General features: G+C 49.5%; 11 protein-coding genes and 1 pseudogene. 3 read left to right on the plus strand and 9 right to left on the minus strand.

Annotation, left to right across the window (positions count from 1 at the left end):
- On the plus strand, positions 1-320 hold a 320-nt coding region (locus BLQ17_RS08455), incomplete at its 5' end, for an IS3 family transposase (protein WP_143005466.1).
- Positions 321-348: 28 nt separating this feature from the next.
- Here the strand turns inward: BLQ17_RS08455 and BLQ17_RS22170 are convergent.
- Complete coding sequence (locus tag BLQ17_RS22170; protein WP_143005467.1) at positions 349-522, minus strand: helix-turn-helix domain-containing protein; 174 nt, start codon at positions 520-522, stop codon at positions 349-351.
- A gap of 771 nt (positions 523-1,293) precedes the next feature.
- On the opposite strand from BLQ17_RS22170, the gene BLQ17_RS08460 reads away from it, so the two are divergent.
- Both BLQ17_RS08460 and BLQ17_RS08465 read left to right on the plus strand, forming a co-directional pair.
- Positions 1,294-1,818: a tetratricopeptide repeat protein gene (locus tag BLQ17_RS08460; protein WP_092221821.1), complete on the plus strand. Its 525-nt coding sequence runs from the start codon at positions 1,294-1,296 to the stop codon at positions 1,816-1,818.
- Positions 1,819-1,834: 16 nt separating this feature from the next.
- Positions 1,835-4,024 (plus strand): metallophosphoesterase, encoded by a 2,190-nt coding sequence (locus BLQ17_RS08465; protein ID WP_092221823.1) that lies wholly within the window; start codon positions 1,835-1,837, stop codon positions 4,022-4,024.
- A 346-nt stretch (positions 4,025-4,370) separates the two neighbouring features.
- Here BLQ17_RS08465 and BLQ17_RS23660 read toward each other — a convergent pair.
- The 8 genes and pseudogenes from BLQ17_RS23660 to BLQ17_RS08500 all read right to left on the minus strand — a co-directional run.
- Positions 4,371-4,532, minus strand: a pseudogene (locus BLQ17_RS23660) (hypothetical protein); the annotation flags it as partial.
- 125 nt (positions 4,533-4,657) lie between these two features.
- The gene (ldhH, locus tag BLQ17_RS08470; protein ID WP_092221824.1) at positions 4,658-6,850 is read right to left on the minus strand and encodes an L-lactate dehydrogenase (quinone) large subunit LdhH; all 2,193 of its coding nucleotides are present in this window, start codon (positions 6,848-6,850) and stop codon (positions 4,658-4,660) included.
- A complete protein-coding gene (locus BLQ17_RS08475; protein ID WP_092221826.1) occupies positions 6,850-7,428 on the minus strand; it encodes a LutC/YkgG family protein in 579 nt (192 codons plus the stop codon). Before BLQ17_RS08475 ends, ldhH begins: the two co-directional genes overlap by 1 nt.
- Before the next feature lie 32 nt (positions 7,429-7,460).
- Positions 7,461-8,744: a (Fe-S)-binding protein gene (locus tag BLQ17_RS08480; RefSeq protein WP_092221828.1), complete on the minus strand. Its 1,284-nt coding sequence runs from the start codon at positions 8,742-8,744 to the stop codon at positions 7,461-7,463.
- Positions 8,737-10,071, minus strand: coding sequence for an FAD-binding oxidoreductase (locus tag BLQ17_RS08485; RefSeq protein WP_407919118.1), 1,335 nt, complete (start codon positions 10,069-10,071; stop codon positions 8,737-8,739). The genes BLQ17_RS08480 and BLQ17_RS08485 overlap by 8 nt, the downstream gene beginning before the upstream one ends.
- Before the next feature lie 173 nt (positions 10,072-10,244).
- Positions 10,245-11,597 (minus strand): TRAP transporter large permease, encoded by a 1,353-nt coding sequence (locus BLQ17_RS08490; RefSeq protein ID WP_245695062.1) that lies wholly within the window; start codon positions 11,595-11,597, stop codon positions 10,245-10,247.
- A 44-nt stretch (positions 11,598-11,641) separates the two neighbouring features.
- Positions 11,642-12,142: a TRAP transporter small permease subunit gene (locus BLQ17_RS08495; RefSeq protein WP_092221831.1), complete on the minus strand. Its 501-nt coding sequence runs from the start codon at positions 12,140-12,142 to the stop codon at positions 11,642-11,644.
- A gap of 71 nt (positions 12,143-12,213) precedes the next feature.
- A complete protein-coding gene (locus BLQ17_RS08500) occupies positions 12,214-13,365 on the minus strand; it encodes a TRAP transporter substrate-binding protein (RefSeq protein ID WP_092221834.1) in 1,152 nt (383 codons plus the stop codon).
- Positions 13,366-13,704: the final 339 nt, after the last annotated feature.

Raw genomic sequence — 13,704 nt, forward strand, 5'->3', positions numbered from 1 at the left:
CATCGGGCCTGATCTTTCACTCTGATCGAGGCAGTCAGTATTGCAGCATAGATTTTCAAAAATTGCTCAGAAAGAGCCAGATGAAAAGCAGTATGAGTCGCAAGGGTGATTGTTGGGATAATTCAGTTGCAGAGAGCTTCTTTGGAAGTCTGAAGACTGAACGAGTATTTGGCTCTTCCTACCTCACCCGGGAAGAAGCCAAGCGAGACGTCATTGATTATATCGAAATGTTTTACAACAGCAGAAGGCGCCACTCCTATTTGGGATATCTCAGCCCAAATGAATTTGAAAAAGAGATGGAGCTGAAAATAGCAGCCTAAGGAAAGTGTCCGATTTTATTTGACCACCTCACTTTCTCACCCAGGTGGATATGGTTGACCTGCCGACTCCTGTCTCCTTAATAATCAAGGGAACAGGATATTCTTCCTCCAGATACATCCTGACTACACGAAGGCGAAATTCAAACGGATAAGGGCCGGACTGATTTTTACCTCTGCCTGTCTTGCGTTTCTTTTTGGTCATCGGTAACACTCCTTCTCTTAAAGGATTCTCAACTAATCCTCACTTAGAAAGTGTTACCCCTTTTTCGGATCTTTAAACGCTCATTAACTGGTAGTTAAGACACCATTGAATATGAAGATAGATTCTCTGAAATCTGAAAAATAGCAGTTACACAGAATTATTTACAGAGTCATCTTTGGAAATGCTGGGATACGCGTTTATCAAGAATGATCCCCAATTAATTATCAACAACCCAAAACCCCATCCAATCCCCATAGCACCACCCATCCGGTTGTAATCCGCTCCGCAGTTCAGTTCTTCAGGGTTATCAATAATTGCAATATTCGCTGATGTAGGTTGAAGTACTATGGTATGCAACTATTGATAACCCTATTCTATGAAGCTCAGCTATGCTCTCTCACGACTAATGTAAAGGTGTTCAAGAAGAGTCTCAATTTTACGATTTTCTAAACCTCCTTGTCGTGCCACTTTGTGGTATTGACGTGATATGATTTCCCGCCATAAAATTAAAGAATATAAAAATCATTAGACGCGTCTAAGCCTAAACTGCCGAGAAACAGAGAAGAAAACTACGTGTCCCTTTAAGATAGGCTAGTTGTCTTGATACAAGGAGAACCGCAAGAAAAGAATAAGAGAAAACGACTGTTATTGTATATGTAATGGATTTTGATCGGAAAGAGATTATTTAGAGTTGCGCTTAGAAAGCGCCTAATTATTGCCTCACCATCACCTCAATTCAATGACTAAAATCTTCAGATAAGGAGTTATGTCATGTTTTTCAAAAAGAGAAAAATTTTTGGCATGTTCTTAATCATAATGTGGGGATGGGCCTTAAATGCTACTGCAGAGCTACAGGGTTCACGATTCGCACAACCTGATGCAGTTCATGAGAACAAGCAAGGAATCCACTCCTATAATAGCGGTTTTTACGATCATTTACCTCACGGTCGAAAAGCAGAGGCAACACATGAATTTGTCCAAGCTGAAAAGGCTTTTAAAAAAGCCATCGAAATTGACAGCAACTATGTCGAAGCTCATCGCAACCTAGCCCGCCTGTACTTTGTTCAAAAAAAATTTAATGACTCAGCGGCAGAATATTCAAAAGTGATCGAACTTGCTCCATATGATCTAGAGACTTATGTATGCCTGGCTCGTGTTCAACTGAAATTGGGTAATTTTACTAGGGCAATTGAATACTTGGAATTGGTAAAGACGAAGACCGAAAATAGCCAAAAGATACAGAGGTTGAATGAGTACATCGAAAAAATAAAGCAGGTAGAACAGCCTACCCAATAGAAAGGAGGGGCAAGATATGTCGAGGGTTCAATGCATCCGACGTATTATGGAAGTGGCAGCTATTTCAGGCGTCCTGCTAATTTTTTCGATATGTACCGCCTCAGCAGGGAATCCCAACACTGCCTATTACTCACCTGATAACAATAAAATATTTTGGTTTATTCAAATTTGTGACATCCATATCGGCGCCAGCGGCACGGATGACTCAAATAATTTAAGATGGGTGGTCACTGAGGGAAAAGACATTGTCAATCCAAGATTTATCGTTGCCACAGGTGATCTTACCGATTCATCAGATGGTGCTGCGTTGCCAGGTGGTGGTCCTTATCTAGATGAGTGGAATGAGTATAAAGATATATTGGCAGAGGGCGACATTGATGCTTCAAATTTTTTTGATATTCCAGGTAATCATGACGCCTATAATGACCAATTTTTCATTTATTACCTAGCTAACTCAGTACAAGGTCAAGCAACAGGCAAAACGCAATTTTCCTGGACTTACGAGCCCGATTTCGGTGGCAAGTACCATTTTTTAGGGGTTAATACGGCCGCCAATGATGGATCTGATTTTAATATTTTTGATTTTTCAGGACATTTTGGCGATGATGCAGGTTTGGACAATTCTGAACTGGCCTTTATCGAAGATGAACTGAATCAACACAGTGATGCTGATTTAACCTTTGTATTCGGTCATCATCCAGTGACAAGTTGGGGTTCTCTTTGGGATTCTTACCTTTATTATGGAGCCGAGGATTTTATTGAAAAGTTGGATTATTATGGGGCGTCTCTATACGGATATGGCCATACACACCTCTACAGTAAAGTGCTTTTTCAGGTTGACGACTATATCGTGGACCCATATGACGATGGATTCGTTTATCTAAATGTTAACACTCTTGGAAAACCCGATGATACAGCGGGAATAGAGAAAAACAATTTCAGTGTCATTGCCGTAGACTGTAATGGGGTTTCCACAAAAACCCAGACAGCGGGTACATGGCCAATGGTTTTAATAACAGCTCCGGTTGATCGGTTCATCGGTAGTACATTCAACCCTTTCGCATATTCTGTACCCAATGGCAGCACAAATCCGATCCGGGCACTCGTATTTGATACCGAACCTGTTCAACAGGTTCGGTATCAAATCGATGGGACCGGAGAATGGATAGCTATGAACGTTGTCACCAGCAACCCAAAATTATGGGAGGCTGTTTGGGACGCTTCCGCACTACCTGGCGGATACCACTTTATTGAGGTGCAGGCCACATCTGCCTCGGGTACAAAAACAGATTCCATAACAGTTGATGTGCAGGGGTGCTCTGTTGACGCAGATTGTGATGACGGATTATTTTGTAACGGAACTGAAACATGTATAGAAGGTTCATGCCAGGAAGGTATCGCTATTGACTGCAATGACAACATTGTTTGTACTGACGATCTATGCGAGGAGTCAAACGACACCTGCTCAAATATACCAAACAATCAAAATTGTGATGACGGATTATTCTGCAACGGTATAGAAATTTGCGATGCTGTAAATGACTGCCAATCCGGTACCCCCGTTACATGCCTGAATGATGAGTTATTCTGTAACGGTTATGAGCTCTGTGACGAAGGGATTGATTCATGCATTTCAACAGGAAATCCCTGTGTTGAAGGTACTTGTGACGAAGAACATGACGAATGCGAGCAGTCGACCTGCGGCAATGGCGAATGCGATGAAGGAGAAAACTGTGAAACATGTGAACAAGATTGCATAAGCGGTTCGGGAGGTGGAACATGTGATGACTGTCACAAGGGTCGCTGTGATGGCGTCTGCAACCCTAAAGACGGCCCAAACTGTGCCGATTGTGTGCCGATTTCAAGCTGGTGTTGTGGAGACGGCACGTGTGAAGGAGATGAAAGGTCCTCAAATTGCGCCATTGACTGTAGTCAAGGGGCTATTTGTGGTGATGGGACCTGTGATTCAGGCGAAAATCAATGTTCTTGCGCCGATGATTGCGGTGCAGCACCACTAATTGAGTCGGGATCTTGTGCAGATAGCGTTGATAACGACTGTGACGACTTTATCGATTGTGATGATCCTGATTGCACGAATGACGATTTATGCCCACAGGATACCTGTAGTAGCTGCTTCAAAGGAGTGTGTGATGGGAAGTGTAATCTTAGTAAGGAGGGACTAGACTGCCCAGACTGCCAACAATAATTTCGCTCCAATTTTAGCTGAGCTCAGAGCGTCAGGACTCCAAATCATCCGTCCAGCATACCTTTGGTTCATCCGGCAAACGAGTATTTGGTCCGATGCAAATGATAGTATCGTAGTTTGAAAATTTGGCGGTCACATCAACCTTCATCATGGCATGTCTATTTTTCAAACCAATATTGACCTTAGGTACTCGTTTGCCGGATGAACCCTTTTTCAACAAATTCGATTAAATTGTGGACAGCTTTTTCGAGAACTCTTACCCTTTCTCCATCTGCACCTTGAATATGGCTTGAAACTTAAGTTACTAGCGGTCTCATATTTTCTTCCCAAATTTTCCATCATTTTATTGACTATGGATATTTTTGCGAGCAGCGGCTGCCCAGGAATCCGCTATTTCACCCCGAGGACTTGACGGGGTAATTGGATAAATGGTTGCAACCTCACTCATCTCGTAAGCGACATGGGTGGCAGCAGTATTTCCATCGGCTGTCTGCATTCTTTTACTCATGAAATCATCTCTCAGCATAAACGTTTAAAAGATAAGCGTGGGCTACCAGCACTCAATTGGTCTTGATCCATCTGGCGGCTACAAAAGCTCCCGTATTTGTGTCGTACATTGTCGCTATTCCTCGTTCATTTTCGCGCAGAGGAAGGATCTGCTGCTACTCTCGCTGTCTGTTTATACCGGCTCTTTAGACATTCAGCGCTGTGTTCAACCTGAATCATGGAGCCCCGTTTTTTCAAGCCACCTCGAAGCTGCATGATGCACCCGGGACAATCGCTAAGCAAGAGTTCTGCCCCAGTTGATTCAATGTCGTCGAGTTTTCGCTTAAGGATCTGTTCGGACAGTTCCGGGAATTTGGCTGAATAGGTGCCGCCAAAACCGCAGCAGCTTTCTTCTTCCTGGGCTCGCACATAGTCCAGGCCGGCGGTCTGCATCAGTTCTTTCGGCGCGTCATGGACTCCCATGCCGCGACAGAGATGACAAGGAGAATGGTAGGTCACTTTTTTCTTGTCACCGGCAAAGTCTTGTTCCGTGAGATCGAGATAGTTGCGGGCAAACGTGGGGAAATCTATCACCTTCTCGGTGAATTCCTTTACTTTTCCTCCCATGCGTGTGTCGTTTGCAAGCAGCTTCGAATAGTTGTGCTTTAAGTGTGAAGCGCAGGAGGCACAGAGGGTGATGATAAAATCGATCTTTTCCCCGCTAAAGGCTTCAACGTTTTGTCTGGCCACATCCCGTGAGGCCTTCATTTCTCCCATCATCTGTACCGGCAGCCCACAACAGGACTGCTTTTCCGGAAACACCATGGCTATTCCACAGGATGCACACAACTCTGCACATGCCTGCATCTGTTCGGGATAGACAAAATCCTGCACGCAGCCAGAAAACAAGCCGACTCGATAACGAGGGTTGTCGACCTTGAGATCCAGTTCCTTGAACAGGTCCCGGAACGGATTTTCGGCGATGGTCGGCAAGGCCTTGAAATCATGCTGTTTAAAAAAAATCATTGGTAGATGGCGTATAAAGCCATCGTTGCCCGCGACCGGTCGCTGGGCCCATTTGGCTGTGCGGAGCAGGGTGTGAAACAGCTTGCGGTTGCGCAGCAGCTTGCCGAGTAGCAGGGCTGGCAACGGATGCCCCTGCTTATCCTGTATCCGTACCTGCACCTCCTTTATCAATCGAGGCAGATCGATGCCACCGGCGCAGATATCCTTGCAGGCCTCACAGTTGATACAGTTTTGCACCAGGTTTTTCGCCTTATCCTGGCCATGAAAAAAGTAGGTGAGAATGAGGCCGATGGCGCCGATGTAGATATGACCCATCTTGTGTCCCCCCACCAACCGGTAAACTGGGCAGACGTTGGCACAGGCCCCACAGCGCACGCAGCGGAAAATCTGAGCAAAGAGAGGATCCTTGGCCATTTCGCGGCGTCCATTGTCGAGTACGACAAAGTGAACCTCCTTGTTTCTCCCCGCTTCGGCAAGGTATTCATTGGCCCCGGTAATCCAGGTAACGTAGGAGGTTATCGGCTGACCGGTTGCGTTTCGGGGCAATACTTTGAGAATCTTGAGGGCGTCAGCGATGGTGGGAACAAGTTTATCCAAACCGAAAATGGCGACATGGACCTTTGGCAGGGTGGTCACCAGTCGAGCATTGCCTTCGTTGGTGACCAGACCGATCGTACCGCTATCGGCAATAGCAAAATTAGCGCCGCTAATCCCCATATCGGCCTCGAAGAATTTCTGACGTAACTCCTTTCGGGCTACTTTAACCAATTTCTCGATATCCTGGCTCTGATGATCACCGGTTACCTCGCTGAACAGATCTCGCACCTGATACCGAGAGAGATGTATGGCTGGCATTACCATATGCGAAGGCCCTTCATGGCGCAACTGGATGATCCATTCGCCGAGGTCGGTTTCTGTAACTTCTAAACCATCATCCTCCAGCACATGGTTGATGAGGATTTCTTCAGCCGTCATCGACTTGGATTTAACTACCTTACGGGTCCCGGTCTTCCTGGCAATCTCGCTGATGATCCGATTGGCTTCATCGCCGTCTTCGGCATAATGAACCTGCACCCCGGCGGCTTCCGCATTTTTCTTAAAGGTGGTAAACAGCTGATCCAGTTCCGCTACGCAACCATCCTTCATTGCAGCTACATCGCTGATCAGCTCAACGGTGTTGAAATCGCGGAACGCGTTGGCTCTGCTGGTACGATAGGCAACGGCGAAGGTGTCTAGCGCGTTGCGAAGAAAGTCATTGTCGAGCGATTCCCGGCACTCTTTGCGGTAGGAGCTGAGATTCTTTGCGTTCTGCATCAGTTTTCCTCCAGGATCAGGATATGGAGCTCAAGCGGGCCATGGACTCCGATGGTCAGCACCCGTTCAATATCGGCGGTGCGACTCGGCCCGGTGATAAAGGCAGTATAGTTAGGCGTCGCGTGAGTGAATTTGGCAAGTTGCCTGGCGGCGGCGAAACTGTCGCGACACATATTCTGTGCCCGGACGATACAGATATGATAATCACAGATCATACTGATCAAACGATGGTCCTCCTGCGGGCAGCTGAGAACCAGGGTGCCGGTTTCTGCAATACCGAAATCGGCCATGGAGATACCGATGTCTAGGCTGTCCTGATAGGCCCGAAGTCCGGAATTAATGCAGCGGATACCTTTTTGCTGGCAAGCTTCTGCCATTGCCTGAAAATTGTGAGGCATGAGTCCCGCTGCGGCAACAAGACACGACTCGCCCGAAACTTTTTTTTGGGCGCCGAGTCCAAGGAGATAGGCTATCACCTCTTCCTCTTTCGCGATACTGGTTACAATAGCCGCCATATTCCTGGCTTTGGTGACGAATTCTGCCAGGAAGTCGGCTGATGGTTCTGGTGTCGGCTGCATAGCTTTCCCTGTTTGTTTGAAATTATAGACGACTAGAGGTTGTCACTGTACAGTTCAATGACATGTTTTACCGAAATACCAGCGTTTCGTCGCGACAGCATATCAGTGATCTGCATCATGCATGCTGGGCAGCTGGTAGCGACCGTTGTCGCTTTGGAAGCGACAATATTTTCCGCCTTCTTTGTGCCAATTTTTTTTGACATCTCGTAGTGATGAACGTTAAAGGTGCCGCCACAGCCACAGCAGGTGGCGGCATCGGCCATCTCCACGAACTGTTTGCCGGAACTTTGCAGCAGTTTTCTTGGTTGCTCGGAAATCTTGAGCGAGTTTTTCAGGTGGCAGGGATCGTGATAGGTGACACTCTCCCCTGCTGCTTCCCGGTCATCGACTTGCACCCCAATAACGTCGATGAGAAACTGGCTGATATCCATTGTCTTGTTTGCCAATTCCTCTGCTAGCGTCTGAATATCCTGGCCACCATCGTACATCTTTGGCCATAACTCTTTAATTGTCGCGGTACAGGAGGCGCAGGGGGTAACAAGATAGTCGAACCTATCGTTTCTGAACCGCGCCACGTTTTGTTCAACCAACTCATTGAAGGTTTGTCTATCGCCGCTCGATAGTACAGGGATGCCGCAGCAGGCCTGGCCTGACGGCATGAAGATGCCGACCCCGTGATGCTGCAGGGCCTTCACCGTGGCCGTGCCGATGGAGGGGAACATCTTGTCGACCACACAACCGGGATACAATGCCACCCGAAGACCGGAATGTCCCGCCGGTGTGTCGATTTTTGGGTAAATGCGCCGGAACGGTTTCGTCGCCAGGGTGTTAAAATGTCGATCGCCGATAACCGGATTGTTGAACCGGGCGCAGGACGAGCCAAGCAGCTCATCGACCTTTTTGGTGAAGAGCGACTGAAAATGCGAACTGATGGCGGTAAGGCTGTTAAACAGCCTGGGATTGGCGAGGAGCCCCCGAAATATAGCCTTTTTGATCGGAGGCAGACCGTAATAGCCGGTCATGATTGCTCGCGCTTTCAGGAAGATATTCATGATGTTTACCCCGCTCGGACAATTTGCCTCGCAGGTGCCGCACATCAAACACCGACTCAGAGTTGCATTGACGCCGTCCGGATCCTGGAGCAGATGGTTTGCCAGTCCATCGAGAAGGGCGATCTTGCCACGGGTAACATCGGTTTCCTTGCCCGTCTGGCCAAATACCGGACAAACGGCCTGGCACATGCCGCAGCGCATGCAGTTGACCAACTCATCGTCGAGTTCCTTGAACAGGGTGGCCAGTTTGTGAATATCAGCCATTGTTCCTCCGAACCATTTTTTCAGGATTGAGGATGTTTTTCGGATCGACCGCCGCTTTTATCCTGGTTGCATAGTCAAGGCTCGCCTTGCCTACTTCCCGGACCATGAATTTGGCCTTGGCCATACCAATCCCGTGTTCGCCGGAAAGGGTGCCATCCAGACCGAGGGCGCAGTCGAAGATTTCATCGATGGCGTTTTCGACCTTTTCCCACTCCTTCTTATCCCGTTTATCAGTCAGTATCGTTGGATGCAGATTACCGTCGCCGGCGTGACCGAAGGTACCGATGGTAAGCTGGTATTTCTTGCTGATCAGCTCCAGCGCCTCAATCATGGCCGGAATTTTCGAGCGGGGAACCGTGGCGTCCTCGAGCACACAGGTCGGTTTAAGTTTGGCTAGCGCCGGCAGGGCGTCCCGGCGGGCCTGCCAGATGGCGTTGCGTTCATGCTGGTCGCTGGCGACTCTAAGCTCTCTGGCGTCGTTTTCCCGGCAGATTGTTTCCACCCTGGCCGCATCGTCGGCAACCTGGGCTGGATGGCCGTCGACCTCGATAAGCAGAAGCGCCGCGGCATCGGTAGGCAACCCGGCCCTGCGGAAGTTTTCCACCGTGCGGATGGTAAAATTGTCCATCATCTCCAGAGTTGCCGGCAGGATTTTACCGGCGATGATCGCCGCCACTGCCTCCGAGGCCGCTTTGACCGAGTCAAAGATCGCCAGCATCGATTTCGCGGCTTGAGGCGGCGGGATAAGTTTTAAGATTATTTTGTTAAATACCCCTAAGGTACCTTCCGAGCCGACCATCAGTCCGGAGAGGTTGAGACCGGTGACGCATTTTACCGTTTTCCCGCCGGCTTTGACGAGATTGCCACCGGTATCGAAAAATTCGAGCCCCATGACGTAATCTTTGGTGACCCCGTATTTCAGCCCTCGCAGTCCCCCGGCATTCTCGGCCACGTTGCCGCCGATGGTGGAGACAGTCTGGGAGCCGGGATCAGGTGGGTAGAAGAGACCGCTGGACGCAACCTGGGCTGCCAGCTGGGCAGTAACGACGCCGGGTTCGACCACCGCATAGAGATCCTCCTCGTTGATCTCGAGAATCTTGGTCATTGAGTTGGTCAGCACTACAACCCCGCCAGGTTTTGGAATGGTGCCGCCGGAAAGATTGGTGCCGCCACCGCGAACGGTGAGCGGCAAGCCATTATCGTTGCACAGTTTCACCACCTCACCAAGGGTTTCACTGTTCTCCGGCCTGACGACGATGGCCGGCATCTCTCCGTCAAGGACGGCGGCGTCATAGGAATAGGCGTAGCGGTCGGTTTCCGAGGTCATTACATTATCCTCGCCGACCACTGGTTTGAAGAGTTTTTCTATGTTGTTCTTGCTCACGATGTGCTCCTGGCAACGGGGGATTGAAAAAGTGGTCCAGACTGCCGATGAATCGGACACCATTGCACCGTTCGTGTTACTAACGCCGGGCACGGTATCCGATTGTGCCAGCTGGTCTAAGAGCCGAAAAATACCGAAGGTAGATAGGTAATGATATCCGGGAAGAAAAACAGCAACAACAGCCCAACGAGTTGCAAACCGACAAAGGGCATGATCCCTTTGTAGATATGGGTCATCTTCACCTCCTGCGGCGCGACGCCGAGCAGATAGAACAGGGCGTAACCAAACGGCGGTGTCAAAAAGGAGGTCTGCAGGTTAACACAGACCAGCATGGAGAACCAGAGCGGGTTGAAATCGAGTTCCATAGCGATAGGCATGAAGATCGGAACGGTAACCAGCAGGATAGCCGCCCAGTCGATAAACATCCCCATGAAGAAAATGATGGCCATCATCACCAACAGCGCCATACTGGGGCTGAGACCGCCCCCGACCAGGAGATCGACAACGACATCTCCACCTCCCATGGAGAGAAAGACAGTGCTGAAGAATTTGCCACCGATAAAGAGCATCATTACCATACAGGAGATCTTCAGGGTATTGACGCAGGATTCATAGACCACCTTACCGGTAAGTGCCCCGTTGAATAGCGCCAGAACACCCGAACCGACCGCACCTAAGGCGGCAGCCTCGGTGGGGGTGGCTATCCCGGCGAGAATCGTACCCATAACGGTGAGAATGAGGGCCAGCGGCGGCACGAGGCTTTTTAAGGTCATCGACCACTTCTGCGCCGCCGAAAATTTACTCGCTTCCTCCTCGCTGATGGCTGGTCCCAGCGACGGGTTGATAACGCAGCGAATCCAGATGTAAATGAAATAGAGTGAGGCCAGCAACAGACCCGGGAGAATGGCGGCGGCGAAGAGTTGACCGACCGAGGTCTCCTTCATGCCGGTGAGGCCGCCGTAAACGACCAACATGATCGATGGCGGAATAAGTATGCCAAGGGTTCCGGCCGAGCAGATAATACCAGTGGTAAGCTCCTTCTGGTAGCCTTTGTTGAGCAATGCCGGGGCGGCCAGCAGCCCCATGGCCACCACCGAGGCGCCGATAATACCGGTGGTGGCGGCAAAGACGGTGCAGACCACGACGACGGCCAGGCCGAGACCGCCTTTCACCCGGCCCATGACCACATAGAGAGCTTCAAAGAGCTTTTCGGCAACTTTGGAGCGGTCCAGCAATTGGGCCATAAGGATGAACAGAGGAATGGCCACCAGGGTGTAGTTGTTCATCAGGCCCCAGCAGTTATTGGCAAAGATGTCGAATAAGCCAGAAGCATTCCAGCCATTATCGATAAGGCCAAAAAGAGTGGCGACGGCTGCCAGGGTAAAAGCCAGGGGCAAACCGAGCAGAATACAAGCGATCAGCAGACCAAACATGCCGACCGTTAAAAATTCAGGGTTCATGAAATCCATAATAATTCTCCTTCACCTCATCGTATGCGGGCAGTGCAACCCTGTTATTGGCGAATTTCCCGCAACATCTGAATATTTTTCAAAAATGTATTGAGGCCCTGGAGAAACAACATGACAAAGCCCAACGCCATCAGGCTTTTCACCGGCCAGATTGGTGGTGCCCAACTGGTATTATTCACTTCCAGCAGGCCGATCGAGGTCCAGGCGTAAGCGACAGCGGCATAGGCCATCATACCGAATACGGGGAAAAAGAGCAGGGCGTAGCCGATGATGTTGAACCAGGCCTGACCCTTCTTACTGAATCTGGAGGTTAGAATTTCCACTTTGACATGTCCTTCCCGATTTTCCGTCAGGGCAAGGCCCAGCATATAATGAACACCGTAGATGAACATCGTCATTTCAAAACCCCAGACGGTCGGGGCGTTGAAAAGGTAACGCATGATGATCTCGTAGACCACCACACCAACGAGCGGCAGAACTAGCAGGGAATTGAGCTGTCCAATTTTCTCGTTGAATGAATCAATAGCTGCAATGATTGATCTCATCGTCTACTCCTCGGACTTCTGTAAAGGTTCCCCTGTGTTATGACAGGGGAACAAGTTAATAACGCTCGTGGTTAATTGGTGCGACCGGTGGCATAGGTTTCATGCGACCACGGGGTGACGTTGGCTCTGGCATTACGCCAATTTTCGAAATCCTTTTTAAACGCTTCCTGGGACTCGATAATTTTTTTGGCGTTCGGATTCTTCTCTTTGATCTCATTAATGTATTTTTGCGAAACATTGTTGAACTCAATGAGGGTCTCCGGATCCATCTGGACAATTTCAACCTTTTCGGTCAGCTTAGCCATGGCCTGGGAGTTGAGGTTCTGGATCCAGTTGTAGGACCAGAGTTGGGTCTCCTTGGCGCAGATTTTTACGATCTCCTGCAGATCCTCCGGCAGTTCGTTCCAGGCATCCTTGTTGAAGAATACGTAGCACTGGGAGCCGGGCTGATGCACGCCGGGGGAGAGTACATACTTGGTGATATCGTCAAAGCCCATCGGGTAGGTGATTGCCGGCGCTGAGAACTCGGCACCGTCAAGTACGCCGCGTTCCAGGGCCAGATAGATTTCACCGCCCGGCATCGGGGTAGCGGCGGCACCGAGGCGATTGAGGATATCCATGTACCAACCCACGGTACGGACTTTCATCCCTTTGAAATCGTCCATTTTGGTAGCGCGCTTGTTGGAGAAAATCCCCATATCCTGGCCGGTCTGACCACAGGGCAGGACTTGCAGGTTGAAATTGCCGTACAGCTCCTGGGCCAGTTCCAGGCCGCCACGCTCATAGAGCCAAATATTGTAGCCTTCGCTGTCCAGACCGAACGGCATATCGCCTAAGGGTACAAACCCCTCATCCTTGCCTTTCCAGTAACCCGCCCAGTCGTGGCCAACCTGTACCGAACCTTTGGAAACAGCATCGAAGGTCTGCATGGCCGGAACGATCTCACCTGCGGAAAACGGTTTGATATCCAGGCGGCCGGCGGTGGCCAGACGAACACTGTCACAGAAATGCACGGCGATATCGTAAAACAGCAGCCCTTTCGACCACGGCATGGTCATCTTCCAGCGGAATTTTTCATCGGACGGCTTGAACTTCACTCGGGTTGAAGATTCATGGCGGGAATCTACACCGAATTTTTCTCTTTTCGCCGCCTGGGCACCGGTGACGGTGAGCAGAGCGAAGGTTACGAGCATCGCAAGTGCCACTAGCCAATTTCTTTTCATTGCCTTCTCCTTGCAGAAGTAAAAGGTTGATGCCGGTTGGTCCGGCTCTTTCGGAATACAAAAATGTTTCGGGTTTGTTGGTGAACGACCTGAGGATCATCACTTCCGGTTGAGCGATTCCCATCGTTCACAATTGCGCTGTTTCATGCAGCAGCTGTTAACGGGAACTATACAGCAACCTTTGTGCCATTTTGTTTATATGTTGCAATTACAGTATGTTGGGTGCGGAGATGGGATTGGTATGGACCATACACGTGGGCGAAAATCTGAAAAATCATAATGCTGCCCAACACTTTGGCCGGAAAAGATTTGGGGAAAACAGTTAATTATTTGAATTTT

The organism is Desulforhopalus singaporensis, from assembly GCF_900104445.1.
Taxonomy (GTDB): Bacteria; Desulfobacterota; Desulfobulbia; order Desulfobulbales; family Desulfocapsaceae; genus Desulforhopalus_A; species Desulforhopalus_A singaporensis.